The following is a 25401-nucleotide window of genomic DNA, read 5'->3' as shown; positions in this document are numbered from 1 at the left end:
ATGACGTGGAGGTTTAGTATGACAAAGATTTTGAGTGTTGGTGGTTCAATTATTGCTCCGGATAAGCCGGACAGCGCTTTTTTGAGCGAGTTTGTTACAATGTGTAAGAAATGGCTTGATTCAGACAAACAGAACAGATTGATTCTGGTTGCTGGTGGTGGAGCTCCTGCACGTGTATATCAGAATGGATTAAAGGAAGTTTGCGAAAAGACTGGGGATGCTTTTGATGCAAATGCAGCAGACTGGATTGGTATTATGGCTACACGTTTGAATGCTCAGCTTTTGAAGGCTTGTTTTGGTGATTACAGTAAAAACGATGTCGTTTACAATCCAACTGAAGAAAATCTGAAGTTTGATGGCCAGGTGCTTGTTGCTGCAGGCTGGAAACCAGGATTCTCTACTGATACAGATGCAGTTTATCTTGGTGAAAAATTTGATGCTAAGACTATCGTAAATCTTTCTAATATTGAAAAGGTTTATACAGATGATCCACGCAAGAATCCTGATGCTAAACCTCTTGATACAATTTCTTGGGCAGACTTCCGCAAGATGGTAGGAGATGAATGGACACCTGGAAAGAACTGTCCTTTTGATCCTATTGCATCAAAAAAGGCCAGCGAACTTGGTATGAAAGTAATTTGTGCAGGTGGAAAGAATATTCCTAACATCCAGGCTATTCTGGAAGATAAGGAATATTTTGGAACTACTATTGGTGCTTAATAATAGCCCATGTTTGTAAGGACAGTTTCTAATTTCTGTCCATATAACGGATCTGTGGCCCAGGTACCGGCCAGCCCGTAAATATTTTCAACGTACTTTGTCTTGTGGACCCAGTTATATCTCGGGTCCACAAGTTCGTTAACGAGCTTTACATCTTCTGTTGTGCCATAAGCCTGAAGGTGCTGAATATGGGCGCGGACGCCTGTCTGCTCGTCTGGGAATTGTTCGCCGGGATGTTCTGCATCCATTGCGCCAAGTCCGCAGTAATTGTGGAACTCAGGCTGAACAAGACCTCCAAAACGAAGATATCCGGTTTCAAGGCACATCTGTGCAAAGGCTACGTCTGAGTTCACGCCTTCTACGGCAGCTTCATCTATATAATATTGAGCAAAGTTTTTTATGTGTTCGCGGTCAGCTTCTGCATTGCGGCTCATAAAATAGTTTGCCAGTTGATCTGCATTTAAGCGGCCGATATCCATAATATTCTTAGAAAGTTCAATGTGTTTTCTGGCTTTTGGTAAAGAAGCACAGGAATTTAATGTAAAAAGAGCTGCAGCAAGAGTGGCAGCAAAAATAAATTTTCTCATCATATTCTGATTTTCGGAAAAACAGAAAAAAATCTGAATTTCAGACACTTTTTTTCAAAATCTTTTCCTTTTTTGGCTTATGAAAGCAATATTATAGATAGAGGATTTTATGAAAATAATCAGTAATGAAGAAAAAATTAGACCGTCGGTACGGGAATCTGCAATGGAGCATGGGCTTTCTTATCTGTTTGATGAGGAGCTTGTGATGCTTATTCTTGGGACGGGGAATAGTCAGATGCCGGTGGAAATAATGGCAGATAAAATAGTTGATGCTCTTGATGATTCAGATCCCTCCGAGGTGGTAAAGAATCTGCTTAAGCTTAAAGGGGTTGGGCAAGGAAAAGCACTGGCTGTTGCGGCGGCTCTTGAACTGGGAAGACGGCGGAATTCGCATCTTTGTGCACCGATTTCGAGTTCATCTGATATCGTTCCTTTTGTACAGAATTATGCGGTTTGTAAAAAAGAACATTTTCTTCTTGTTACGTTGAATGGCAGTCATGAAATAATTCAGATTCATGTGATTTCGGTTGGTACGTTAAACAGAACTTTAATACATCCGCGTGAAATTTTCGGAGCAGCAATAAGAGAGGACGCGGCGGCAATCATAGTATGCCATAATCATCCATCTGGAAATTGTGAACCTTCAGAAGAAGATATTCAGGTGACTCATAATCTTGAACGTGTTGGAGAAATTATGGGTATTGAGCTGCTTGATCATATTATTGTGTGCAGGGATTCATATTTTAGTTTTGTTGACAGCAAAATGCTTCTTAGGAATAAAAAGAAAAATGTTATTGTTAAAATGGCCTGATTCTATTAAATTATAGGTATGAAACTATATTCTAATGCTCAGCTTATTCGTACTACTGTGATTTGTGTTGTTGCTGCTGTGCTTGTTACTGCGGCTGTTTGTATAAATATTTCTAAGAAAAAAGCTTCTGGAAATGCTGCAACTGAGGCGGAGGTTACTCAGGTTGCGGGTACGACTCCGGAAGGTACAGATATTATTTCGGGTTCAGATAATTTTGAGAACTCGTATTCTTTTCTTGAGCAGAATCCTGCTTCTGTGATTTCTGTTGCCGGTGGAAATGGAGGTTCGGGTTACACTCAGGAAGAAGCTCAGAATATAAATGTTTACTCACTTTGTAATGAAGCGGTTGTGAATATAAATACTCAGATAACAGCCTATGACTGGTTCCTTCAGCCTTATGTACAGGAAGGAGGAAGTGGAAGTGGTTCTATTATTGATAAGCGTGGTTATATTCTTACAAATGTTCATGTAATTCAGGATGCAACTAAAATTTATGTTTCTCTTTTTGATGGTACTCAATATGAGGCTGAAATAATAGGAACAGATTTAGACAGCGACCTTGCCGTAATTAAGTTTACACCTCCTGCAGGAATAGAACTTAAGACTATTTCTTTTGGTGCTTCTACTGCTTTGAAAGTTGGTCAGAGGGTAATTGCAATTGGTAACCCGTTCGGTTTGGAACGAACTATGACTACAGGTATTGTTTCTGGTCTGGGACGTCCTATTCAGAATTCTAATAACAGAATTATCCGCAATATGATTCAGACAGATGCGGCTATTAACCCTGGAAACTCTGGCGGTCCTTTGCTTGATACAACTGGAAAAATGATTGGAATCAATACTATGATTCAGTCAAATTCAGGAAACTCTGCCGGTGTTGGTTTTGCTGTTCCTTCTGAGACTGCGATTCGTGTTGTTGCAGATTTGATTAAATATGGAAAAGTTCAGCGCGGAACTATTGATGCAACTGTTATTCAGTTGAGCCGTCGTATCACACAGTATGCGGGCCTTGATATTTCGAATGGTGTTTTGATTTCAGAGGTAAAGAGAGGCGGAAATGCAGAGGCTGCGGGCCTTAGAGGTGGTACTGAAGCTGCATATTATGGTTCACGACGAGACATTATTTATATTGGCGGCGATGTAATTACTCAGATTGATGATATTGCCGTAACTTCTCTTGCTGATTATTATTCAGCTCTTGAAAGCAAGAGACCTGGTGATGTCGTTACTGTTGTGGTTCGACGAAATCGCAAGAACGTAACTTTGAAGATTAAGCTGGTGGAGAGTTAATGAAAAAGTTTGAGGTAGTTTCACCTTTTGAGCCTAGCGGAGATCAGGGGCAGGCTATTGAAAAGCTTGCAGAAGGATTTCTGCGTGGTGACAAGTTTCAGACTCTCAAGGGTGTAACAGGCTCTGGAAAAACCTTTACTATGGCAAAAATCATAGAGAAGGTTCAGCGTCCTACGTTAATCATAAGTCATAATAAAACTCTTTCTGCCCAGCTTTACCGCGAGTTTAAATCTTTTTTTCCGAATAACGCTGTAGAATACTTTGTCTCATATTACGACTATTATCAGCCGGAAGCATACGTTGCTGCCCGTGACTTATATATAGAAAAAGACTGCGATATCAACCGTGAAATCGACCAGATGCGTCTTGCGGCAACTTACAGCCTTATGGAACGCCGTGATGTAATTGTAGTTGCAACAGTTTCCTGTATTTACGGTTTGGGTATGCCTGATGTTTATAAGGGCATGCGTGTTCATGTTGAAGTTGGTCAGACTTTAGATATCAAAAAGTTTGCAAACTCTCTGATTTCAATGCAGTATAACAGAAATGATAACGTGCTTGAGCGCGGCAACTTCCGTATTAAAGGCGATGTAATAGAAGTTTTCCCGCCTTATATGGAAACAGACGAAGCCTACAGAATTCTTCTGGATTGGGAAGAAGTTGTCCGTATTCAGCGTTTTAATGTTCTGGACCGTTCTGTTGCCGGTGAACTTGAAGAAACTGTTTTATATCCTGCAAAGCACTTTGTCGTTCCTCAGGATAAACTGATTGAAGCAACGAACCGCATTCAGGTTGAACTTGATGAGCGTGTAGAAGAACTGCGCGCTGCCGGTAAAATGCTTGAAGCAGAACGCCTTAAAACCCGTACAACTTATGATATTGAAATGCTCCGTGAAATGGGAACCTGCCCGGGTATCGAAAATTATTCCGGCCCAATTTCGGGCCGCGCGCGAGGCGAGCCACCAGCAACACTTCTTCATTATTTCCCGGATGACTTTTTGTGCATGATAGACGAGGCTCATGTTTCTGTTCCTCAGATTGGTGCGATGTATGAAGGTGACCGTAGTCGTAAGCAGAATCTTATTGATTTTGGATTCCGTCTTCCTAGTGCTTTTGATAACCGCCCTCTGAAGAAGGCTGAGTTTGATGCAAAGATGAATCAGATAATTTATGTTACTGCAACTCCACGCCCTGAAGAAATTAAGCAGAGTACACAAGTTGTAGAGCAGCTGATTCGTCCTACAGGACTTCTTGATCCTATTGTAGAAATCAGACCAAGCGAAGGTCAGATGGAAGATATTTACAAGGAAGTTCGCGAGCGCATTGAGCGACACGAACGCAGCCTTATTCTGACACTGACAAAAAAGATGGCGGAGGACCTTACCCAATACCTTACAGAACTTAAACTCAAGGTTAAATATATTCACTCAGAAATTGATACTTTTGAACGAGTTGAGATTTTGAAATCTTTAAGAACCGGTGAAATTGATGTTCTGATTGGAATTAACCTTTTGCGAGAAGGAATTGATCTTCCGGAAGTGTCGTTTATTGCAATTCTTGATGCAGATAAAATCGGATTCTTAAGATCGGAAACTTCGCTTATTCAGATTATTGGACGTGCTGCCCGCAATGCTGAAGGTAAGGTTGTAATGTATGCCGACCACATGAGCCCTGCAATGGAAGCGGCTGTAAAAGAAACAAAGCACCGCCGCGAGGTTCAGGAAGCTTACAATAAAGAACACGGAATTACACCAAAGACAATTTCTAAAGCTGTTGAAGATATTCTCATTCATGAAAAGCAGGATGCAGATGCAAACGCTTCAATTCAGCTTGAAGTTCTTAAGAAAGAAGCAAATCTGTTTAATCCTAAAGAACGCCATAAACTCATTAAAGCGCTTACTGCAGAAATGTCTGCCTGTGCCGACCGCATGGAATACGAGCAGGCAGCTGCACTCCGCGACCAGATTCGCGATATTGAAGCACAGTACGGGAAATAGCAGGTCAATCAACTTTTTTTCTTGCCCCTGACAAATAATAGACTTATACTTTAAAAGTATCATATTTTTATGGTAATAAAAAAGTTAGGAGACACCTCTATGACACCTTTATTTATTCTTTGCATGATTCTTATTGTTTTAGTTCTTTTGTTCTTTTTTGTTTCTTATAAGAAAGTTCCTAAGAACAGGATTGGAATTAGGGTTGGACCTTTTGGTTCAAGAACTGTAACAGGTAAAGCAATTTTTGTAGTTCCTTTTTTACAAAGAATTGATTATATGACACTTGAAAATATTCAGGTGGATTTTGTTTCTAAGGATTCGATTCCAACACAGGATGCAATCAATATTAAAGTTGATGCTGTTGCAAACATTGCAGTTTCGCAAGATCCTGAAACAATGAAAAAGGCTGCGGCTAAGTTTATCGGTTATACAACAGCAGATATTGCTACGGTTGTTACTCCTGTTCTTGAAGGAAATATCCGTGAAATTATTTCTCAAATAAAATTAAAAGATTTGATTCAGGGTGATAAGAAGGTTCTTTCTGAAAAGGTTGTTGAAAATGTTAAGCCAAATCTTTTTGATTTAGGACTTGAGCTTACAACCTTTAATATTCAGAACTTTAAGGATGATAATGGTGTAATCAATAATCTTGGTATTGAAAACACTGTTGCAATTTCAAAGGATGCAGCAAAAGCAAAGGCAGCTGCAGAAGCAGAAGTAAAAATTGCACAGGCACAGGCTGATAAAGAAGCTAATGAGGCTCGTGTTGCAGCAGAACTTGAGATTGCCCAGAAGCAGACAGACCTTGCCATTAAAAAGGCTTCTTTGCAGTTACAGGCTGATACAGAGGCAGCAAAGGCAGAAGCAGCTAAAGGAATTGAAACAGAAAATCAGCGTAAGGTTCTCGAAATTAAAGCAGCTGATGCTAATATTGCAAAGCAGGAAAAACAGATTGAAATTCAGGAGAAGGCTGTTTCAATTAAGGAAAAAGCTCTTGATGCTGAAGTAAAGAAAACTGCCGAGGCAGAAAAATTTGCAGCTCAGCAGAAGGCTGATGCAGAACTTTATTCACGTCAGAAAAAGGCCGAGGCCGAGGCTTTTGAAATTCAGCGACAGGCAGAAGCAGAAGCCTTTACTCGACAGAAAAAAGCAGAAGCTGAAAAAATTGCTATGGAAAATGAGGCTGCCGGTAAAAAGGCTCTTGCAGAAGCAATTCAGGCACAGGGTGAAGCAGAAGCTGCTGCAGTTAAGGCAAAGCTTGTTGCAGAAGCAGACGGTATGCGTGAAAAGGCAGAAGCTCTTAAGGAATATGGTGATGCCGCTAAACAGCAGATGCAGCTGGATGCTCTTAAAGTTTATTTTGAACAGCTTCCAAAAATCGCTGAGGCGGCTGGTATGGCATATCAGAATGTTGATAAGATTTACATGTACGGCGGTGATTCATCAAAGTTGACTAAAGATATAATGACAAATGTAACACAGGTTTCTGAAAGTCTGGGTGAAACACTTGGAATTGATCTCAAATCTGTACTTGGAAAATTTGTAGAAGGAAAGCTGGAGAAATCAAAGAAAACGTCAAAAGACGGTGAATAAGAAAAAAAACGGACTGTTTCGGGGTTTTTAAGGGGCGGAGCCCCTTAGGAGAGGGGGTGGCGGAAAACGCCGGAGGCGGTTGGAGACAGGGGGAGACATCCCCCTTTATAAATCTTGAATTTTCAGAAATTCAAGATTCGGTCATTGACTTTTTTTTTGAATTTGTATATTCTTTCTAAACTATTGTAATTTTGTGTGGGAAAACTGTTTTATATAAGGAAGGATAAAGAAAATGTCTAGAATGTGTGATGTTTGCGGAAAAGGCGTTATGTCTGGTAATAAAGTAAGTAAATCTATGAACCATACTCGCAGAACATGGAGACCAAATCTCCACAGCATTAAGGCTGTTCTTCCTAACGGAACTGTAAGAACAATTAAGGTTTGCTCAAGCTGCCTTAGCAGTGGTTTCGTTCAGAAGAAGGTTCGTGTACCAAAGACAGAAGCTGCTCAGAACTAAGTTTAGTTTTAGTCGCATGAAAGCCCCGTTGGATGTCAGCGGGGTTTATTTTTTTTAAATATGGTTTTGATACAACCGATGTTGTCGTGGCGGTTACTCAGCCACTGTTGATATTGAAAGGCCGTCGTAGGCGGGGAGGATTGAGAGGGCGGTGGCGAGACCCGGGAACTCGGCGCGGTGTTCTTCTATGTATGCGGTGGTCTGGATATGAGACGAGTTGTGTGTAAGATGTGTGAACCAGATGTGGTCACCGCCGATTTTTTCTGAGACTTCGAGGGCCTGCAGAAAACTGAAATGGGTGGAATGTTCTTTTATTCGAAGGCCGTCAATTACAAGATGTACCAGACGGCCACCGTTTTCTAACCCGCATTCTTTGTGAATTAGTTCTATTGATTCATCACTTATATAATTACAGTCTGTGAGATAGGCTATTGAACGAGGGCCTTCCGGTGTGTTTTCTGTGAGCAGCCAGCCTGCGGTTTCAAGAGGCCCGTGCATCATTGGGACTGGTGTTATTTTTATTGTATCGAAAGTAAATGTCTTAGCGACTGGATTAAGGCTGATTTTTGCATGGCCACCGCCAAAAGCTTTTTCGCTGAATAAATAATTGAAACGGTGCTTAATATCGCTGGCGGTGCCTTCATTTGTGTAAAACGGGATAGGCGGCCTGTCGTATTTTTTATTCTGAGGATTATCCGGTTTATTGGACATTATGCAGGAAAAGTTTCTAAGATCGTCTATTCCATGCAGGTGGTCGGCGTGGCTGTGTGTTAATAAAACTGCATCTATCTGGCGGATGTTTTCGCGCAGGGCCTGAGTACGGAAATCTGGTCCTACATCTATAAGAATATATTTATGTGAATTATCTTTTGAATCTATTTGAATATATGCTGAACTGCGGGTTCTTTTGTCTTTTGAATCTGAGGATTTACATACTGCACAATCGCAGGCTATTACGGGAACTCCGTGGCTTGTTCCTGTTCCTAAAAACGTTAATTTCATAAAATTGATTATATCAAATTGCGGTACTAATTTACAGTTTCTTTGTTTTAGATTAAAATAGGTTTGTGGATTTTAGAACTAACAATATTATAGAAGAATATTTAACACAGCAGCTTGATATTTTTACTGTTGATGATTTTTACAGGTATTTGAAATCCAAAGGTGCTAAAATCACAAAAACCGATGCCAGAGATATTCTGCAGGTTTCGGAATATGCCTTTTCTCTTGTAAATAATGAATATGTAACTAAAGCTGGAGTTTTTACTGGCCGCTGGTTCAGCTTTAAGCCAAGTCGTGAGGAAGTTGAAAAAGGTTATATTCTGATTGGTCATCGCTGTATTCCTTTTGTAAATCCTGAACTTCCACCTGATGCTATAAGTATTATGTCTTGCGGGAAGAATATTGAAAGTGAAGCTCATACTTTTTCTATGAATCTTGCAATGGATACTTTTGCTCTTTATGGAGAAGGATATATTCTTCCTTATATCTTTAATGATAAAAACAACACTTCTATTCCGCTGAGTTCTGTTCAATACTCTATGCCTCAGGAAATCTGTTTAACCTGCTGGCCGTTAAAAGAGATAAACGGCGGCCAGGATTTTAAGTATGGTGACAGAATCCTTTGCCGTGCTCTTAACTGGTGTGATGGCGTTGTTGAAATGAATGTTCAGTCCAGCTGTCTTTCTGAATATGTGATTTCTGATGAGGCTGTTCAGCGGGAAGAATGGTATACTCATTTTGAAAATGGGCTTCTTGAAAGTTTTGATAAGCACGGGCCGGCTTCTTCTATTGAAGAACAGCTTTCATATCTGTTTCTGGAAAATCAGGAGGAGCTTTGTATCCGCTGCTGCGGTTCAACTGAAGAGTTTTTAGCTCATACTACTAAAATTGGTTTTGAGCCTTATGGTGTTGAAACGAGAATCTGGCGAAAAGGTGAATCTGTTCCTTATATTGGTAAGTGGAATGGGCTTGGAATTGACCGTGGTACTTTACTTTCGGATATGGCTCTTACGCTTACTCCGCGTGTAATTGATGCTATTCTGGAAGACAGGATTTACGACAGCAGAAATAAAAAGTCTAAAAGTGACCAGGATGAATCGGAAAGCTTTGATGATGTGCTTCAAAAGATTTTCCCTAATATGGCTATGATTTCTTCTGCTGAGCGACGACTTGTATTATTGAATATAGAAAAGCGTAATGATATACTTAAAAAGATGTATAATCAGTTTTCTGATTATCCGATTGCACAGCTGCGAAAACGAATTCTTGCGCTTTTTACAAATGTAAGTAAACTGTTCTGTGAGATTGGTGGTTCAGGTGTTGCTGCAGATAATTTTCCTCAGCAGGAACTGGTTATTCTTTCTCAGCTTTACAGTCATGTAGTCAGGCTTCTGGAAGAAGTTGAAAATGTTTATATGAGACCGCATTTTCCAACTGATGATGTTTCTCTTTCTCTGGATGGAATGGAAGAAACTTTTGAAGAAATAAGCGGTATTCTTTTTTCAGCTTTGGAGAGCAACAGGTTTAAGGGCTTTGAAATAGTAAAAACGGAATAAAAAATTAGGGAGAAATATATGGATACTGAAGTTGAAGTTGATTTGGCACAGTTGATTCACAGAGGCGGTGTTTTCAAGAATGTAGAAGGAAGCACTCCTCAGGAGATTTATGCCAAGGTTTGTAAGATGATTGATCTTCCAGCTGGAATGACTTCTGAGACTGTTTACAATGCTCTTTGTGCTCGTGAAGAGGTTTTGAGTACTGCTGTAGGAAATGGAATTGCTCTTCCTCATGCTCGTTCACCAATTATGCGAAATGAGGCAGAACAGCGTATTTGTGTTGTTTACCTTAAAAATCCTATTGATATGAAAGCACCTGATGAGCGTGAAGTATTTGTAATGTTCATCCTGCTTGCTCACAATTCGCAGATTCATCTTAAGGTTCTTTCATCTCTGGCTGCTCTTTTCAGAGATTCTAAATTTAAGAAGGCTCTTGAACTTCGTTCAGATGAAGCTGTGCTTTCTTCTATAATCAAAGAATTGGATCAATAAAAATAGCCTTTATTTAATTAAAGGCTGATTTTTATATCGTTAAGTAAAACGTTTAATATTTTGAAAAAATATATTAGGAGTATCAAATTATGAACAAAAAAGGTGTTGAGGCAGTTGCACTTTCAATCCGCAGCTTGTCAATGGACGCAATTCAGAAGGCAAATTCTGGTCACCCAGGACTTCCACTTGGAGCAGCAGAAGCTGCAGCAGTATTGTATGGTGAAGTAATGAAGCACAATCCTGCAAACTCAAAATGGGCAGACAGAGACCGTTTTGTACTTTCTGCAGGTCACGGTTCTATGCTTCTTTACAGTATCCTTCATCTTGCCGGATACAAAGTAAGCCTGGACGATATTAAGAACTTCCGCCAGGTTGGTTCTAAGTGTCCTGGTCACCCGGAATATGGTGATACAGATGGTGTTGAATGTACTGGTGGTCCTCTCGGACAGGGCGTTTCAATGGCTGTTGGTATGGCTATTGCAGAACAGATGCTCGCTGCAAAATTCAACACAAAGGGTCACAAGATTGTTGACCACTACACATACTCTCTCGTAGGAGAAGGATGTCTTCAGGAAGGTGTTGCTTCTGAAGCTTGTTCTCTCGCTGGTAATCTAAAACTTGGTAAACTTATCGTATTCTACGATCAGAATAAGATTTCTATTGATGGTAATACAGATATTACTTTCACAGATAATATTGCAGCTCGCTACAAGGCTTATGGCTGGCAGGTTCTTAAGGGAAGCATGTATGATGTTGAAGGCATCGTAGAGCTCGTAAAAGAAGCTAAGAAATGCAAGGATCAGCCAACTTTGATTATGCTCAAGTCTGTAATCGGTAAAGGTGCTCCAAAGCAGGGAACTGCTGATGTACACGGTGCTCCACTTGGTGCAGAAGGCATTGTTGCTGCAAAGAAGAAGCTTGGACTTCCAGTTGATCAGGACTTCTATGTAGTTCCTGAAGCTTACAAATATTTCGAAAGCAAGAAGGCTGCATTTGCTAAGGCTGAAGCAGACTGGAATGCTGATTTTGCTGCATGGGCAAAAGAAAATCCTGAACTCAAGAAGCTCTGGGATGCTTACCATTCAGATGCTGTAACTGATGACACTGTAAAAGATGTTGTTTACAAAGTAGGCGATGCTTGTGCTACACGTGATGCTTCTGGAAAGGCTTTGAACGTAATTGCTGCACGTTATGCTAACCTTGTTGGTGGTTCTGCTGACCTTATGGGACCAAACAAGACTGCATTCAAGGCAACTGATAACGGAACATTCAGCCCAGAAAACCGCGCCGGACGTACAATTGAGTACGGTATCCGTGAGTTTGCAATGTCTGCTGTTTGTGCAGGTATTTCTCTCCACGGTGGCCTCCGCCCATTCTGTGCTACATTCCTTGTATTCGCAGATTACCTCCGTCCATCTCTCCGCGTTGTTTCTTTGATGAAGCAGCCAGTTATCTACGTATTCACACACGATTCTATCTACGTAGGTGAAGATGGTCCAACTCACCAGCCAATTGAAACTATGACTTCTCTCCGTGCTATTCCTGGTGTTCAGGCTATCCGTCCAGGTGACCCTGAAGAATCTATGGAAGCTTGGAAGATTGCTTATGCTTCTAAGGATCATCCAGTTTGTATGGCATTTACACGCCAGGCACTCGCTGTTTATGAAAAGGATGACAAGTCTTGGAAGAAGAACATGGCTGCAAACGGTGCTTACATCGTAAAGAACGGTGCAGACAAGCCTGATATCACAATTCTTGCAAGTGGTTCTGAGGTTAATATGGCTCTTCAGGCTGCAGCAGAAGTTCCAGAAAAGAAGATTCGTGTTGTTTCTGTTCCAGATCTTAAGAAGTTCGAAAACCTTCCTAAGGCAAAACAGGATGCAATCATTGGTGAAACAAAGCGTGTTGTATGTACAGAAGCCGGCATTTCTATGGAATGGCTCCAGTTCACTTCAAAAGAGAACTGCTTCTGTATCGACACCTTCGGTACATCAGGTCCAGCTAACAAAGTTGCCGAATATTTAGGATTTACCGCAAAAAATTTAGCAAAGCTTCTGAAAAAGTAATGGCGAGTTTGCGCAGCAAACTCGGTAAGCACGCGTAAGCGTGCGACATTCACAGCTAAGAATCTTGCTAAGTTGCTTAAGAAATAACGTAATGCTGAACTTGTTTCAGCATCTATAAAAAACGCCTGTGGTTTTTAATGACTGCAGGCGTTTTTTTATTAGATAAGTTTAAGAAAACTCTTAGGAAATATAAGGATTGTTTTCATTTATTTTTATTTGTTTTGGATTATAATTAGTGTATGAAGTTTTTCTTAAAGAAAAACATTTTCTTTTATTTTCTGATTTTTGGATTTTCTCTTTTAAATGCACAGGGGATTCCCTCTGGTGATTCTGGCAGATTTCCTCCTCCTCCACAGTTTCCAAAAGATCCGGACAATATAATCAAATATAGAGGAAACAGAACGTATTCAGAAAATCTTCCTTTGAAGATAATTCAGACTAAGTGTACGAAAAAGGAAGGGAATCTGATTTTTATTGAGATTATTTTTAATCAGAGTATAAATCCACGGTCTATAAAACCTGATTCAATTCTTATCAATAATACACCGCTTCCACCTTTTGTCCGATTTTTATTTAATAAAAAGGGAACTTCAGTAAAAATGCTGGTTCCTTTAACTATCAATTCATTCAAAATGCGAATTTGCAATATACGTTCTTTCAATAATACATTTATTGAGCCGGTAGAACTTTTAATTGAAGTAGAGAGGTAAAGATGAAAATACTTATTGTAGAAGATGATGCTGGTATTTCGGATTTCATAATTCCAGAACTTGAACATGAGGGGTATACAACCTGTCTTGCAGTTACTGGCCGTGAAGCTTTGTCTAAATTTGAAGAAGAAAAACCGGATTTAATTCTGCTGGATATTATGCTTCCTGAATTAAATGGACTTGAAGTGCTGCGACGGATTCGTGCGGTTTCTACTGTACCTGTAATTCTTGAAACTGCCCGCGGAGAAACTATTGATAAAATTAACGGTTTGAATCTTGGAGCTGATGATTATATTCCAAAGCCTTTTGAGATTGAAGAACTTCTTGCCCGTATAAATGCGTTGTTCCGTCGTGTAAATTATTCAAAGCCACAGGAAGTACTGTCATCAATCAGAAATCTTACTTTGAATGTTGACCGAATGAGTTTTTCAATTGATTCAAATGAAGTTCAGCTTTCTAAAACTGAATTTTTATTTCTTAAACTTCTTATTGAAAATCAGGGTAAGGTGTTTTCACGACAGCAGATTATTGATGAAATCTGGGGTGTAGGACACTTTATTGATGAGAACACGGTTGATGTTTATGTTGGATATCTGCGTTCGAAGATTTCTCAATATACAAAGGATGAATATATAAGAACTGTGCGCGGTGCCGGTTATATGATGGGTTAAGAAAAATGAAGAAATCTTTTGCAGTACAGCTTTCTCTCCGCTTTATGTTTATTCTTACCTTTGCTGTTATTCTGCTTTCACTTTCTTTTTTGTATATTCTCCGTTCGTTTGTTCAGGCATCACAGACTGCAGAAATGAAAAAAGCCTGCCTGGACTTGTATGAAAATGAATTCAATATGGACGCTTTTCCGTATTATCTTTCATTTATTGCATATGACATTGAATCACAAGAAATTATAGCAACTAATGATCCTTTTTTACCTTTGCTTAAAGATACTGAAGGAAAAGCTGTACATCATTTTGAAAAAGATTTTTTTTATGATGGAGACCTTGATGTTCTTTATTATGGAGAAACATACAGACTTGCAGGAAGAGATATTGTAATTGCGGTTTCTGAAAATATTGAAAATGATTCGTTTTCAAAGATTTTTCCGCAGCTTCCGTCTTCTCTTCTGCTGATGTCGCTGCCTGTTTTATTGCTTTCGTTTCTTTTTTCCCTTTTTCTGACTAAGCATACTATAAAACCTGTTGTAAAAATTACCCGTACTGCTCGTTCAATGACGATTGATAATCTTGACGGGCAGCTTCCTCTTACCGGGCAGGGGGATGAAATAGATGAGCTTTCTGTTGCCTTTAATGATTTATTCTTGAGGATTAAAGCTGATTTTGACAGAGAGCGTCAGTTTTCAAGTGATGTTTCCCACGAACTTAATACTCCGCTTACTGTTATTTCCGGGCAGGCAAATCTTCTGCTTCGCTGGGGAAAAGAAAATCCTGAACAGCTGGAAAAATCTTTGAATGCAATCAAAGATGAAGCAAAATCAATGCATGTAATTATTGAAAATCTGCTGCAGATTTCGCGGATTGAAAGCAGACGGATTAAGCCGCAGCTTTGTGAAGTTGATATTTGTGAATTGTTCCAGCGTGTAAAAGAAGAATTTGCTTCTGTATATCCTGAGGCAAGTTTTGAGATATTCTCTGATTCAGAAGGGGATGTGCTTCTGGAAACAGATCCGGAAATGCTGCATCAGATTCTTACTGTATTTGTTTCGAACAGTATGAAATTTGCGGGGGATAAATGTAATGTCCGCCTCAGCTTTGAAAGGACCGCAGACGGACAGATTATCATCACGGAAAGTGATGATGGTCCTGGAATTTCAGAAGAAGCACTTCCTCATGTTTTTGAGCGCTTTTATCGTGCCGATGAGGCTCATACAAGAAGTGCCGGTGGTTCTGGTTTAGGGCTTGCAATTGCGAAAACGCTCGCAGAAGCTCTGGGGGCCGGTATTTCGGCTGGAACCGCAGAGCCTCATGGAGCGCTTTTCACATTGACCCTGAAACAGGTTCAGGGTGATAGTGATTAATTATACTTTCCTGCCTGTGCATTCCACATTTCGGCGTATTTGCCGTTTTTAGAAAGGAGCTCTGTGTGTGTGCCCTCTTCTATAATGCGGCCGCGTTCGAGCATGATGATGCGGTCTGCGTCGCGGGTTGTAGAAAGACGGTGTGAAATATAGAACACGGTTTTTCCTTTTGCCGCGGTTTCCATTGCCTTATTCAGTTCGTACTCGGCGATAGGGTCGAGGGCACTGGATGGCTCATCCATAATTAAGATGTCGGCGTTCTTGTAGAAGGCGCGGGAAATAGCCACCTTCTGACTTTCACCACCAGAAAAATCAACACCCTTTTTATCAAATTCTGTTGTTACCTGAGTAAAGAGACGGTCTGGCAGATGATTGAGTTTGTGTTCAAAACCTGCAGATGTTAAGGCTTGAGTAATAACAGGAGATTTTTCTTCAATCTCTTCTTTTGTCATATTATCCATAACAACGTTTTCTGCAAGGTTTGCACCGAACATCTGATAATCCTGGAAAACAACACCAATTCGTTTGTGATATTCGCGCGGACAAAGTGTTGCGACATTTTTGTCGTGATAAGTGATTGTACCGCTTGTCGGATCATAAAGACGCATCAGCAGTTTGATGAGTGTTGTTTTTCCAGCTCCGTTATAACCTACGATGGCAATATGCTCGCCAGGTTTTACGGTGAGAGAAATATCATCAAGAACAGTACGGCCTGTTTCAGAATACTTGAAGGTAACATGGCTCAAAGAAAGTTCTCCGGCTCCTTCTGGAACATTGTCACCAACATCATCCTTAAGGCGCGGTTCGTAAGCCAGGAATGAACGGATTTTATCTATGAACATACTGTTTTCGTGTGCTTTAGGACCGAGATCCGCAAATTTTCCCATACTACCACGCAAACTTCCGGTGCGGTTGAAAAGGATTACTGCATCACTGTAATTTACAGTATGAAGAACAGCTGCCTTATAAACAAGGTAGGTAATGTAGAGACCATCAATCAAAAAGTCTCCAACTCCATAATCCTTTAAGAACTGGAACCAGATTCGTTTGCCGGCAACCTTTTTGTGCTCTTTGATAATTTCATCATTGGCTTCGGCAAATTCCTGTTCGAGCTGTTTTCCTGCATTCGGATGAAGGCGGAGTTCTTTTGCAAAATCCTTAAGATAGAAAACACGGCTTACATAATCGCGTTTACGAATATGAGGATTTACGGCAACACGGTTTTCGTAGTTTACCTTATTCAAACTCTTTGAAACAAAGAAGCGCAGGATAAATGATGCAAAAACAAAAACTACACCAATAGGATCGAGTACAAGGAAGAAGATTCCTGTTGTAAACAGTGTTGTAAGTGCCTGAACTGTCATATTCAAAAGATCAAGGAAGCGGTCTATTGCATTTTCTGATTCCGAAACACTGAGAACAAAGTCGTTGTAGTAGGCCGGATCATCGTAACAGTAGAGGTCAATCTCAGAGGCCTTTTTGAACATCTGCTCTTTAAGGGCGCGGTAGAGGCGCGGCCTGCACTTAAACTTCCAGCTGTAGCAGTAAAAGCCGTCCGGAATAATCTGAATCATATTGATGAGAAGGATAATTCCAATGTATAAAAGTGCCTTTGTAAACGGTTCATGAAATTCTGCACAGCGTAGAACGTAACGGATTCCAAGCACATGCTCAAGGAAGATCATTCCCTGATAGCGGAAAGCGTCGTAAAGGTGATAAATCATAAAGCCTGGACAGGTCTTAAAACAGAGCTTCCATAGGAAAACCTGGTTTTTCCAGACAGAACTTCGGGACTTATTTTTTTGAACGTTTTCTGATTCCTTAAACTCTGGTCCGTATATATGTGGTCTTAATTTCTTACTCATGCCCAGATACCCTCCGTTTGTTTAGTTTTGTCGGCAAGATAGTTTTCGGCCTGTTTCTGATACATATCTGCATAAAGGCCCTGCTTGTCCATAAGTTCGCGGTGAGTTCCTTCTTCAAGAACCTGACCGTTTTCCAGAAGGAATACATGGTCTGCATTCTGAACCGAAGAAAGCCGGTGAGAAATAAACAGAAGCATGTTTTCCTTGCAGGCTTTTAAGATATTGTCAAAAAGCTTATATTCTGCAATCGGGTCAAGTGCGCTTGAAGGTTCATCAAAAACCTTAATAGGACAGCGTCTTGCAAAGGCACGTGAAACAACGATTTTCTGGAATTCACCACCAGAAAGAACTGCACCTTCATCATCAAACTCACGGGTGAGGGTAGTATTGATTCCCTTAGGAAGACTCATAACTTTTTCATAAACACCTGAAAGCTGAAGTGACTCGTTTACGATTTTTTCACGTTCTTCTGCGGCAATGTCTTCACCGAGAGTTACATTGTCTGCAACACTCATAGAGAACATTCTGTTGTCCTGGAAGGCTGTCGCAAAAAGAGCGCGGTATTTTTGAAGATTGAATTCCTTTATGTTACGGCCGTTCAAAAGGATTTCGCCTTCTGTCGGATCATAAAAACGGAGAAGTAATTTTATGATTGTAGATTTACCGGCTCCATTATGGCCTACCAGTGCATAGGTTTTTGTTCCTTCAAACTTCATGTTAAGATTTTTAAGAACAGGAATATCCTTATATCCAAAAACAACATTTCGGAACTCAATTGATTCTATTTTAGTTCCAGGATCTGCTCCATCATAATCTTCCGGGATCTTTTCTTCATATTCCAAAAATGATTTGAGGTAATCAACAAAAAGTCCGTTTTTAAGACTGGCTGTTACTGAATCTGTAAAGCCAATCAGAATCCAGGTTGTTGAAACCATCATGCTTGTAATTACGGCGAGCTGTGCAAGAGACATTGTTTCCTTTACCAGAGTTTTGTAGGCTCCATAAATCAAAAGACCTTCAAAAATAAAAGAGAAGGTAAACATAACCCAGAACCAGTGGAAGCATACAGATTTGTTGATGTATTTTTTACAAACATCTGCAACTCCTGTAATGGCTTCTGTATACTGACGCTTAAGAAGATTGAAGATTTTTGTAAGGCGGATTTCTTTTGCATAATCTTTCAGATACATAACACGGTTGATGTAATCTATGCGGCGGTTATGAGGAGCCATGTCTGTCTGTCTCTTATATTCAAGGTGGTTTATCAGGCGGCGGAAGTAGAAGTTACCGATTATTGGAAAGAGGATAAAAGCAACTGAAAGCTTATCTACCTGGAACATAAAAATAAAGGCAAAAATACTGGCAAAGAAACCGAACAGAACTCCGAACAGCTGATCTACAGTGTCGTAAAGCCGGGTGTCTGCGTTTTTCATTGCAAGCGTATATTTGTCATAGAACTCTGAGTTCTCAAAACATTCAAGTTCAACATTACGTGATTTCTTAAACAGTTTCTGATAAAGCTGCTTATTCAATGAAGTGTTTGCTAATGGTGCAACATATCCCTGGATAAAACTGTTGTAGAGAGCCATCGTTGCAAAAACAGCAACTGTGATTCCAATGAAAATCATAATTGATTTAAAGGTCTCACCAGACTGGAGTGCATTGATAACGTATCTCATAAAGAATGCACTGTAAAACAGCCAGCCGAAATAAGACAGAAGTCTTGCAATCGCCATGTGAATTACAGGCCCGGGACACATTTGCCAGACGAGGCGCAGTGCATAGAAATTATTCCGCACTGCGTTGATTCTTGATTTAGACTTTTTTTCTTTCATAGTTTTCTCCCAAAAAGAATGTTGTAATTGTACAGTATGTTTATGGTGTTTTCTATAAAGACGTTCTTGAATTGTATGAATTCGTTCACGAAATGTAATTGAAAATACGTAAAAGAACCGTTGAAATATCCTCGTTTCTGATTTATATTATTTATTATGCCCCTGAAACATAGGGAGCGGCACTGCGTTGCAGGGCAAAAATAGTCCAGTGGACTATTTTTAGCGAGTCTCCGAGCAGCTGTGCTGCGAAGGTTCAGGGTGACTGCGGGGATAATATGCCAGAGAACAGAAAAATCAAAATTAAAGACGAAACCGACAAGACTCTTTATGAGGTAAAACTTGATGCCTCAACTGAAAACAAAAAAATGAATCCAGTTCTAAAAGGCTTCTTGCTTCTTCTCGCTATTCCTGCCGGTTTCGCTATTGGATATCTTTTGTTTAAATATCTATAATTTCTTTTGAAGTAATCCGCATAAGAATTTGTACAACAATCCCAGCAAAATAGTAACTGCAAATACTGCTGCAAAATAGATTGCAAGATTATAGTGTCCTGCTTTATAAACAGGAGCTCCTCCAGTCCGATAAAGCAGGAAGCGGAATGCTGTAATTGCAATCAGATTCATCATATAAGTTTCCAGAGAATATTTTCCAAAGAATCGGCTTACAGGATTTGATACCTTGTATTTAAGCATAATTGTGTAAAGGAAGATTGCAAACATCATGCTGTAAGGAATTACGCAGAAATAAGTTGCGATTTTTCTGTCGATATCTGGACCGCGGCCACTCCATTCTGACCACCAGCCAAAACGCATCTGACCATAGCCTGCAAGCGCAAAGGTTCCAAAGGTGATTACCAGTACAAGCACGAGTTTTCCCCAGTAGAACTTTTTGAACCATTCTCTGATGTTTGCTTCATAGTGTGCGAAAAGCATACCAATGAAAAGTGCAGGGCAGGAATTAATCCACCATTCACCAGAAAGCCACCATACCTGCTGCTGTGCCCACCATTTTTTATACAATGGACTTGATGGTGAAAGCCACCAGTTTTTAGGACCTGCAAACCAAGGGAAATGTCCGTTTACACAGAAAATCATTCCTAAAAGCAATATCACAACTGCCATAAGCAGATAGCATACTTTACGGTTTTTGATATTCTTGAAAATCAGATAGAAAGCAGTATAAAGAATGCCTGCAATAATCGGATACCAGGCATAAGGATTCATCATTGAAACGCCCAGAAGGTTTGTAACCCACTGTACGGGAGCAAAGCGTTCACCACTTACAAATCGAAGAATTCCGTAAATCAGAATGCTGACATAATAAGGAATTACAAGGGCTTTAAGAACACGTTTTTTCATAAAGCCGTTCAGATAATCAGGTTTTGTTTCAAGACTTTTGATGAGGCCATAGCCAGAGCAGAAAAAGAAGATTGCTACAAAGAGAAAGCCCGCATTTACAAAAATGCTCATTTCTCCAGGCTTTTGATAGCCTCCTGCCTGCTGAAAGGCCTGCTCCTGCGAAATGTGGTGTAAGATTACGCCGATTGCAGCAAAGCCACGTAAAGATTTCATTGAATCCAGAGAAGAGGAATCTTCATGGAACTGGTCATTTTTGAATCCGGCGAATTTTCCGCCCCAGATGAACAGCGCTAACATCAGCGCGTAAACAGTGTAAGTAAGATACATTTTATGCCTCACGATTTTTGATATATAAAAAATTATAAGGCATAAAATGCTGTCGCGAAAGTTTTATTTTTTATTTTTCAAAAATAATTACGTTCCACGAAAGTGGTTTTACATTTATGGATGCAATTCCGCCTTCATTTTTAACGCAGGAAGCTTCAGGAGCCTGCCAGTCGTTACCAAAGCTGCTCTTGGCTTCAAAGTCTTTGCTGAACATTTCGTAATTTGTACAGCTCTTAAAGCCTTCGAATCCACGTACATCAAGGTCAAGCGGATATTCTTCGGTTTCGTTGCGGTTGATAACAAAGACTGCGAGGCGGCCCTGTTTTTCATCCCATGCACATGCGCTGTCTATATAGTTTACATTGTTCTTACCTGTGTACTGAGATGTGTCATCAATTGCGTATCCCCGCATATCAAAGGTTTCTGAATAAACTATAGTCTGAAGTGAAGTTCCTCGTGCGTAATCAATCAACTGGCGGAAAGCATGGTGTGTTGCGGCTTTCCAAACATGATCATGATTAGCTGTTGCAAGAGCATTAAGCCCTCCTGTCATACAGCCGATTTTTACACGGTCTGCGTGGCGAAGGAGTGCAAGCTGAATTGAAGTCATGCTGAGGAGTTTCATCATATCTCCGCCAGGGAATTCGCGTTCCGGCATATTGTCCGGGTCGTGACGAATATATTTTCGTTCCGGATCAAACTTGTAATGAACGCGTGCCATGTTGTATGGGCCATAACCCGGATTCAGTTCGCTGAAAGGACGAGGGAATGCACCGTATTCATCAAAAGAAATATTTACTTTGCGTGGTGAACGGTGCTTTGCCTGAATGTAGTCGAGCATTGCAGCTTCTGTATTGATAAAGTCTTCGTAATAGAGAGAGCCTCCAAGCAGTGAAAGTATGTCGCCCGGCTTTGCAATGTGATAGTGATGAAGGGCAAGATAGTCTACTGTGTCGTAGCACTGGTCCATAACCTTTGCTTCCCATTCAGGATAGTGGTCCATAAATGAAGCAGAAGAGCCGCATACTACGGTTTCGATGGTTTCATCAATCCACTTCATAGCCTTTGAGGTTTCGTGGCAGAGAGTTCCGTAACCGGTAGGATTCTTTTCCCATGAGCCGAGCTGCCAGTGTCCGTCCATTTCGTTTCCAAGACACCAGGTTTTGACACCGTAAGGTTTTTCGTGTCCGTATTTACGGCGGAGGTCTGACCAGTAAGTTCCGCCTTCGTGATTTGTATATTCAATGCAGTCCATTGCATCCTGCAATGTCCCGGTTCCAAGGTTTACGGTGTAAATTGGAGCTGTTCCAACTTTTTCTGCCCACTGAAGATATTCGTCATGACCGACATCATTTGGAATATACTGATGCCATGCCGGGTCAAGATGCGCCTTGCGGCCTTCCATTGGACCAATTGAGTCTTTCCACTGCCATGCAGAAACAAAGTTACCGCCCGGCATACGTACAGCAGGAAGTCCTGTTTCCTTAAGGGCATTTATAAAGTCTGTACGGAAGCCCTGAGAGTCTGCTGTTGGATGTTTTGGATTATACATTGTTCCATTTACCATGGTTCCGATTGGTTCCAGAAATGCAGAAAAAAGGCGAGGAGAAATCTCACCTATAGTGAATTTTGGATGAATTGTGATTCTAGCTTTTTTTGACATTTTATAATCTCCTGATTTAATAGTAAAACGTTTAACGGAAAATAATATAACATTACTCTATTTTAATTGAAAAATATGAGGAGGAATAAGCGGGGGATTTTAAGGGGGTGTCCCCCTTAGGAGAGAGGGTAGGCCGCAACGAAGTGCGGCCGAGGGGGAGGCTTCCCCCTTCATATTTATTTTACAGAATTATTTCCTGTGCTTATTTTCTTAATCCATTTTTCGCTGCGAAGGCGGATGACGCACCAGAAGGTTTTTACGATATCATCGGCTTTGAGGGCGACGTAAATCCAGAAGGCTGGCCAGTGGAAGACAAAGCCGGCGAGGCAGCCAAGAGGAATTGAAAGGACCCACAAAAAGACGTTGTCGGCGAGCATGAGCATTTTTGTGTCGCCACCACCGCGCAGAACTCCTTTTGTCATGATGCTGTTTGTGGCGCGGAAGATTATGATTAAGCTGATTGCTGCCATGAGCTGGCCTGCAATGTTTACTGTTTCTTCACTGACATTGTAGGTGGAAATTATCGGCTTGCTTACTGCCATGATAAAGATTGCTGAAAGGGCTCCGAGTGCAAAACCGAGGCCGAGGAACATCCAGCCCTGCTGCATTGTTTTCTTTTTGTCGCCGAGACCGAGTGTCTGGCCTGTAACGATGGCACCGGCCTGAGATACTCCCTGAATTACAACTGTGCTGAGCTGCTGGGTAACGCTTGTTATTGCGTTGGCTGCTACAAAGGCGGCTCCAAGGTGACCGATAACCATTGCAACGGAGTTATTTCCAATTGCAAGAATTGCGTCGCTTACAAGAACCGGAATACTGATTCTGATATATTCACCGAGAAGAGAGCCTGTTTTCATAAAGAGATCGCGCAGGCGGAACTGGATGTTTTTATCTTTAAAGAAAAGATAGCCCAGGATCATTGCGGCTTCAAAAAGGCGGGCTATCAGTGTTCCAAGTGCAGCACCGGCTACTTCCATACGGGGTGCGCCGAACTTTCCGAAAATAAATGCATAATTGGCGCCAAGGTTTACAAAAAACGCACCTATGGAAACGTATAGTGGCAGGCGTACTTGTCCTACGCTTCGAAGTACGATCGTAGAAACCAGGGAAGTTCCAAGGAAGAAATAGGTGATTACAGACCAGCGGAAATAGATATCTCCAAGGCGGATAATCTCTTCGTCGCTGGTGTACATCTTCATAAGAAGGCTTGGCATTGCTAAGGTTGCAATTGCAAAAAGGGCTGCGAGACCAACGGTAATACGGAGCATAAGGCAGACTGTCTGTTTTAGTGCTCGGCCTGCTGCTTCTTCGTGCCCATCGGCTGCTTTTTTCATTCCCCAGTAGCGGGAAACGAGAACCGAAGCTCCCATTCCAAGTCCCATACAGAAGATATGATAGATACTGATAAATGAGTTTGCTAAAGAGGTGGCCGAAAGTGCATTTTCTCCAAGGCTTCCGACCATGATTGTATCGAGCATGTTTACGCCGATACTGATAAGACTCTGTAGTGCAATAGGTAAAGCGAGTGCAAAAACACTTTTGTAGAATTTTGGTTCGTTCTGGAAGAGTTTCATAGAGGCTTCATCATAAAACGTTTTACATTATTCTACAAGACGGTGTTTTTCCCAGCGGCGGCTCTTCCATCTCCAGAGCATTACGAGACCGCGGGTTGTTTCATCTGTACCGATTCCAAGCCAGAAGCCTACGAGTCCAAGGCCACATTTAATTCCAAGAATATAGCTTAAGAGAACCTGAACTGTCCAGTTAGAGAAGATTCCGTATAATACCGGGAATCGTACGTCTCCAGAACCTTTGAGTCCGCCGATATAAATCAGATTCAGCGAGCGGCCAAATTCAATATAAGCTGAGTAAAGAAGAAGTGTGCTTACAAGTGCGTGAACTTCCGGAATTTTGGTAAAAATACCGATTACAGGATTCTTTATCAGATTGACTATTACAATCATTATCATTGAACAGGCTGTTGCTACGAGCTGATAACGGAAAACTTTTTTGTATACAACATCATTCTGATGAGCACCAACAAAGTATCCGGACTTAATCTGGGTTGCCTGTCCAATAGCAATTGCTGCAACGAATACAAATCGCAGAATTGTCATTGTGTAAACCTGGGCAGACATGGCATAGGTTCCAAGGGTAGAAATCATTGCCATAACTGTAATCTGGCTTACGTTGTAAGAAAGGCTTTCTCCTGCAGTTGGAACACCTACTTTCAAAACAAGCTTAAAGGCTTCGCGTGGAACTTTTGTAATTCCGTGTATGTGGAAAATTACATCGCGGCGACGGCGGATAAAGAAGAAGAAAAGGATGCAGGAAACAACCATTGCAAGACCAGATGCACCTGCAACACCAGGAACACCGAGAACAGGAAGTCCGAACCAGCCGTAAAGTGAAAGTGCATTACCAAGGACATTTGTAAGGTTTGCAGCGATAGAAACAATCATTGCTTCTGTTGTGTAGCCGTAGCTGCGGAGAATTGCTCCCTGAAGAAGACTGAATGCATTAAAGAAACAGCAGCAGCCGCCATAAATTACAAAGTACTGCCATGCATAATGGCGTACTGATTCTTCAAGCTGATAGCGTCCAAGGAGCCATCCTGTCCCAAAAATAACAAGGGCTGTAAGCAGGAGTGAGATAAAGAAAACCATGATTGCACCGGCCTGGGCAATGTGATTTAATTCATCATTTGATTTTTCTGCACCAAGGTACTGTGCAAGAACAATTGAACAACCTGTTCCAATTACTGAAAAAATAATTGTAAGGAAGAATACATACTGAGAAACAAGACCTACAGCAGCAACTGCTTCATTGCTGTAAGAACTGAGCATCATTGTATCAACAGAAGAAACTAAAATTCTGAAAAACTGCTCCATTGCGATAGGCAGTGTGAGTTTGAGCATCGGCAAAGCGCCGCGATTCTTATTCTGTGCCATAATTGCATTGTATATTGTTGAAAAATTCGTAAATTGTCAAATTCTATAAAAAATTAGTATGATTTCGCCCTTTGTATTGATGAATA

Annotated in this window: 21 protein-coding genes; 13 read left to right on the top strand and 8 right to left on the bottom strand. The window is 40.9% G+C overall.

Annotated elements, in window-relative coordinates:
- Window positions 1-18: 18 nt before the first annotated feature.
- Window positions 19-720, top strand: coding sequence for a UMP kinase (gene pyrH, locus BMY21_RS04110; protein ID WP_074641199.1), 702 nt, complete (start codon window positions 19-21; stop codon window positions 718-720).
- On the opposite strand, the gene BMY21_RS04105 is transcribed toward pyrH, so the two are convergent.
- Complete coding sequence (locus BMY21_RS04105; RefSeq protein WP_074641940.1) at window positions 717-1307, bottom strand: glucosaminidase domain-containing protein; 591 nt, start codon at window positions 1305-1307, stop codon at window positions 717-719. The two genes, pyrH and BMY21_RS04105, sit on opposite strands and share 4 nt — an antisense overlap.
- 109 nt (window positions 1308-1416) lie before the next feature.
- Here BMY21_RS04105 and radC point away from each other — a divergent pair, with 109 nt between their 5' ends.
- The 5 genes from radC (at window position 1417) to rpmB (ending at window position 7455) form a co-directional block, all read left to right on the top strand.
- Window positions 1417-2118 carry a RadC family protein gene (radC, locus tag BMY21_RS04100; protein ID WP_083379674.1) on the top strand — a complete coding sequence of 234 codons (702 nt, stop codon included), beginning with the start codon at window positions 1417-1419 and terminating at the stop codon, window positions 2116-2118.
- A gap of 18 nt (window positions 2119-2136) precedes the next feature.
- Entirely contained in the window at window positions 2137-3408 is a 1272-nt protein-coding gene (locus BMY21_RS04095) for a S1C family serine protease (RefSeq protein ID WP_074641195.1), read from the top strand.
- On the top strand, window positions 3408-5405 hold the full coding sequence (gene uvrB, locus BMY21_RS04090; RefSeq protein WP_074641192.1) for an excinuclease ABC subunit UvrB: 1998 nt from the start codon (window positions 3408-3410) through the stop codon (window positions 5403-5405). Before BMY21_RS04095 ends, uvrB begins: the two co-directional genes overlap by 1 nt.
- A 99-nt stretch (window positions 5406-5504) precedes the next feature.
- Complete coding sequence (locus BMY21_RS04085; RefSeq protein ID WP_074641190.1) at window positions 5505-6998, top strand: flotillin family protein; 1494 nt, start codon at window positions 5505-5507, stop codon at window positions 6996-6998.
- 232 nt (window positions 6999-7230) lie between these two features.
- The gene (rpmB, locus tag BMY21_RS04080) at window positions 7231-7455 is read left to right on the top strand and encodes a 50S ribosomal protein L28 (protein ID WP_074641188.1); all 225 of its coding nucleotides are present in this window, start codon (window positions 7231-7233) and stop codon (window positions 7453-7455) included.
- Window positions 7456-7548: 93 nt separating this feature from the next.
- Here the strand turns inward: rpmB and BMY21_RS04075 are convergent, their stop codons facing one another.
- Entirely contained in the window at window positions 7549-8457 is a 909-nt protein-coding gene (locus tag BMY21_RS04075; protein ID WP_074641186.1) for an MBL fold metallo-hydrolase, read from the bottom strand.
- A gap of 65 nt (window positions 8458-8522) precedes the next feature.
- Between BMY21_RS04075 and BMY21_RS04070 the strand changes: the two genes are divergently transcribed.
- The 6 genes from BMY21_RS04070 (at window position 8523) to BMY21_RS04045 (ending at window position 15316) form a co-directional block, all read left to right on the top strand.
- Window positions 8523-10013, top strand: a complete 1491-nt coding sequence (locus tag BMY21_RS04070; RefSeq protein WP_074641183.1) for a hypothetical protein — start codon at window positions 8523-8525, stop codon at window positions 10011-10013.
- Window positions 10014-10031: 18 nt separating this feature from the next.
- Complete coding sequence (locus BMY21_RS04065; RefSeq protein WP_074641181.1) at window positions 10032-10505, top strand: PTS sugar transporter subunit IIA; 474 nt, start codon at window positions 10032-10034, stop codon at window positions 10503-10505.
- Between the two features lie 89 nt (window positions 10506-10594).
- Window positions 10595-12571 carry a transketolase gene (tkt, locus tag BMY21_RS04060; RefSeq protein WP_074641178.1) on the top strand — a complete coding sequence of 659 codons (1977 nt, stop codon included), beginning with the start codon at window positions 10595-10597 and terminating at the stop codon, window positions 12569-12571.
- A gap of 239 nt (window positions 12572-12810) precedes the next feature.
- A complete protein-coding gene (locus BMY21_RS04055) occupies window positions 12811-13281 on the top strand; it encodes a hypothetical protein (protein WP_074641176.1) in 471 nt (156 codons plus the stop codon).
- A gap of 2 nt (window positions 13282-13283) precedes the next feature.
- Window positions 13284-13952 (top strand): response regulator transcription factor, encoded by a 669-nt coding sequence (locus BMY21_RS04050; protein ID WP_074641174.1) that lies wholly within the window; start codon window positions 13284-13286, stop codon window positions 13950-13952.
- 5 nt (window positions 13953-13957) lie between these two features.
- Entirely contained in the window at window positions 13958-15316 is a 1359-nt protein-coding gene (locus tag BMY21_RS04045; RefSeq protein WP_074641173.1) for a HAMP domain-containing sensor histidine kinase, read from the top strand.
- On the opposite strand, the gene BMY21_RS04040 is transcribed toward BMY21_RS04045, so the two are convergent.
- The gene (locus BMY21_RS04040; RefSeq protein WP_074641172.1) at window positions 15313-17181 is read right to left on the bottom strand and encodes an ABC transporter ATP-binding protein; all 1869 of its coding nucleotides are present in this window, start codon (window positions 17179-17181) and stop codon (window positions 15313-15315) included. The genes BMY21_RS04045 and BMY21_RS04040 overlap by 4 nt on opposite strands.
- Complete coding sequence (locus BMY21_RS04035; RefSeq protein ID WP_074641171.1) at window positions 17178-19016, bottom strand: ABC transporter ATP-binding protein; 1839 nt, start codon at window positions 19014-19016, stop codon at window positions 17178-17180. The genes BMY21_RS04040 and BMY21_RS04035 overlap by 4 nt, the downstream gene beginning before the upstream one ends.
- A gap of 275 nt (window positions 19017-19291) precedes the next feature.
- On the opposite strand from BMY21_RS04035, the gene BMY21_RS15785 reads away from it, so the two are divergent.
- On the top strand, window positions 19292-19468 hold the full coding sequence (locus tag BMY21_RS15785) for a hypothetical protein (RefSeq protein WP_177177711.1): 177 nt from the start codon (window positions 19292-19294) through the stop codon (window positions 19466-19468).
- Here the strand turns inward: BMY21_RS15785 and BMY21_RS04030 are convergent.
- From BMY21_RS04030 to BMY21_RS04015, 4 genes are all read right to left on the bottom strand, one after another.
- Window positions 19463-20701 carry an acyltransferase family protein gene (locus BMY21_RS04030; RefSeq protein ID WP_074641169.1) on the bottom strand — a complete coding sequence of 413 codons (1239 nt, stop codon included), beginning with the start codon at window positions 20699-20701 and terminating at the stop codon, window positions 19463-19465. The genes BMY21_RS15785 and BMY21_RS04030 overlap by 6 nt on opposite strands.
- 70 nt (window positions 20702-20771) lie before the next feature.
- The gene (locus tag BMY21_RS04025) at window positions 20772-22364 is read right to left on the bottom strand and encodes an alpha-L-arabinofuranosidase family protein (RefSeq protein WP_074641167.1); all 1593 of its coding nucleotides are present in this window, start codon (window positions 22362-22364) and stop codon (window positions 20772-20774) included.
- A gap of 176 nt (window positions 22365-22540) precedes the next feature.
- Window positions 22541-23938 (bottom strand): MATE family efflux transporter, encoded by a 1398-nt coding sequence (locus tag BMY21_RS04020; protein ID WP_074641166.1) that lies wholly within the window; start codon window positions 23936-23938, stop codon window positions 22541-22543.
- 27 nt (window positions 23939-23965) lie between these two features.
- Entirely contained in the window at window positions 23966-25315 is a 1350-nt protein-coding gene (locus tag BMY21_RS04015) for an MATE family efflux transporter (protein ID WP_074641164.1), read from the bottom strand.
- Between the last annotated feature and the right edge of the window lie 86 nt (window positions 25316-25401).

The organism is Treponema bryantii, assembly GCF_900111035.1.
GTDB lineage: Bacteria > Spirochaetota > Spirochaetia > Treponematales > Treponemataceae > Treponema_D > Treponema_D bryantii_C.
This window is presented reverse-complemented; position numbering and strand designations above follow the sequence as displayed.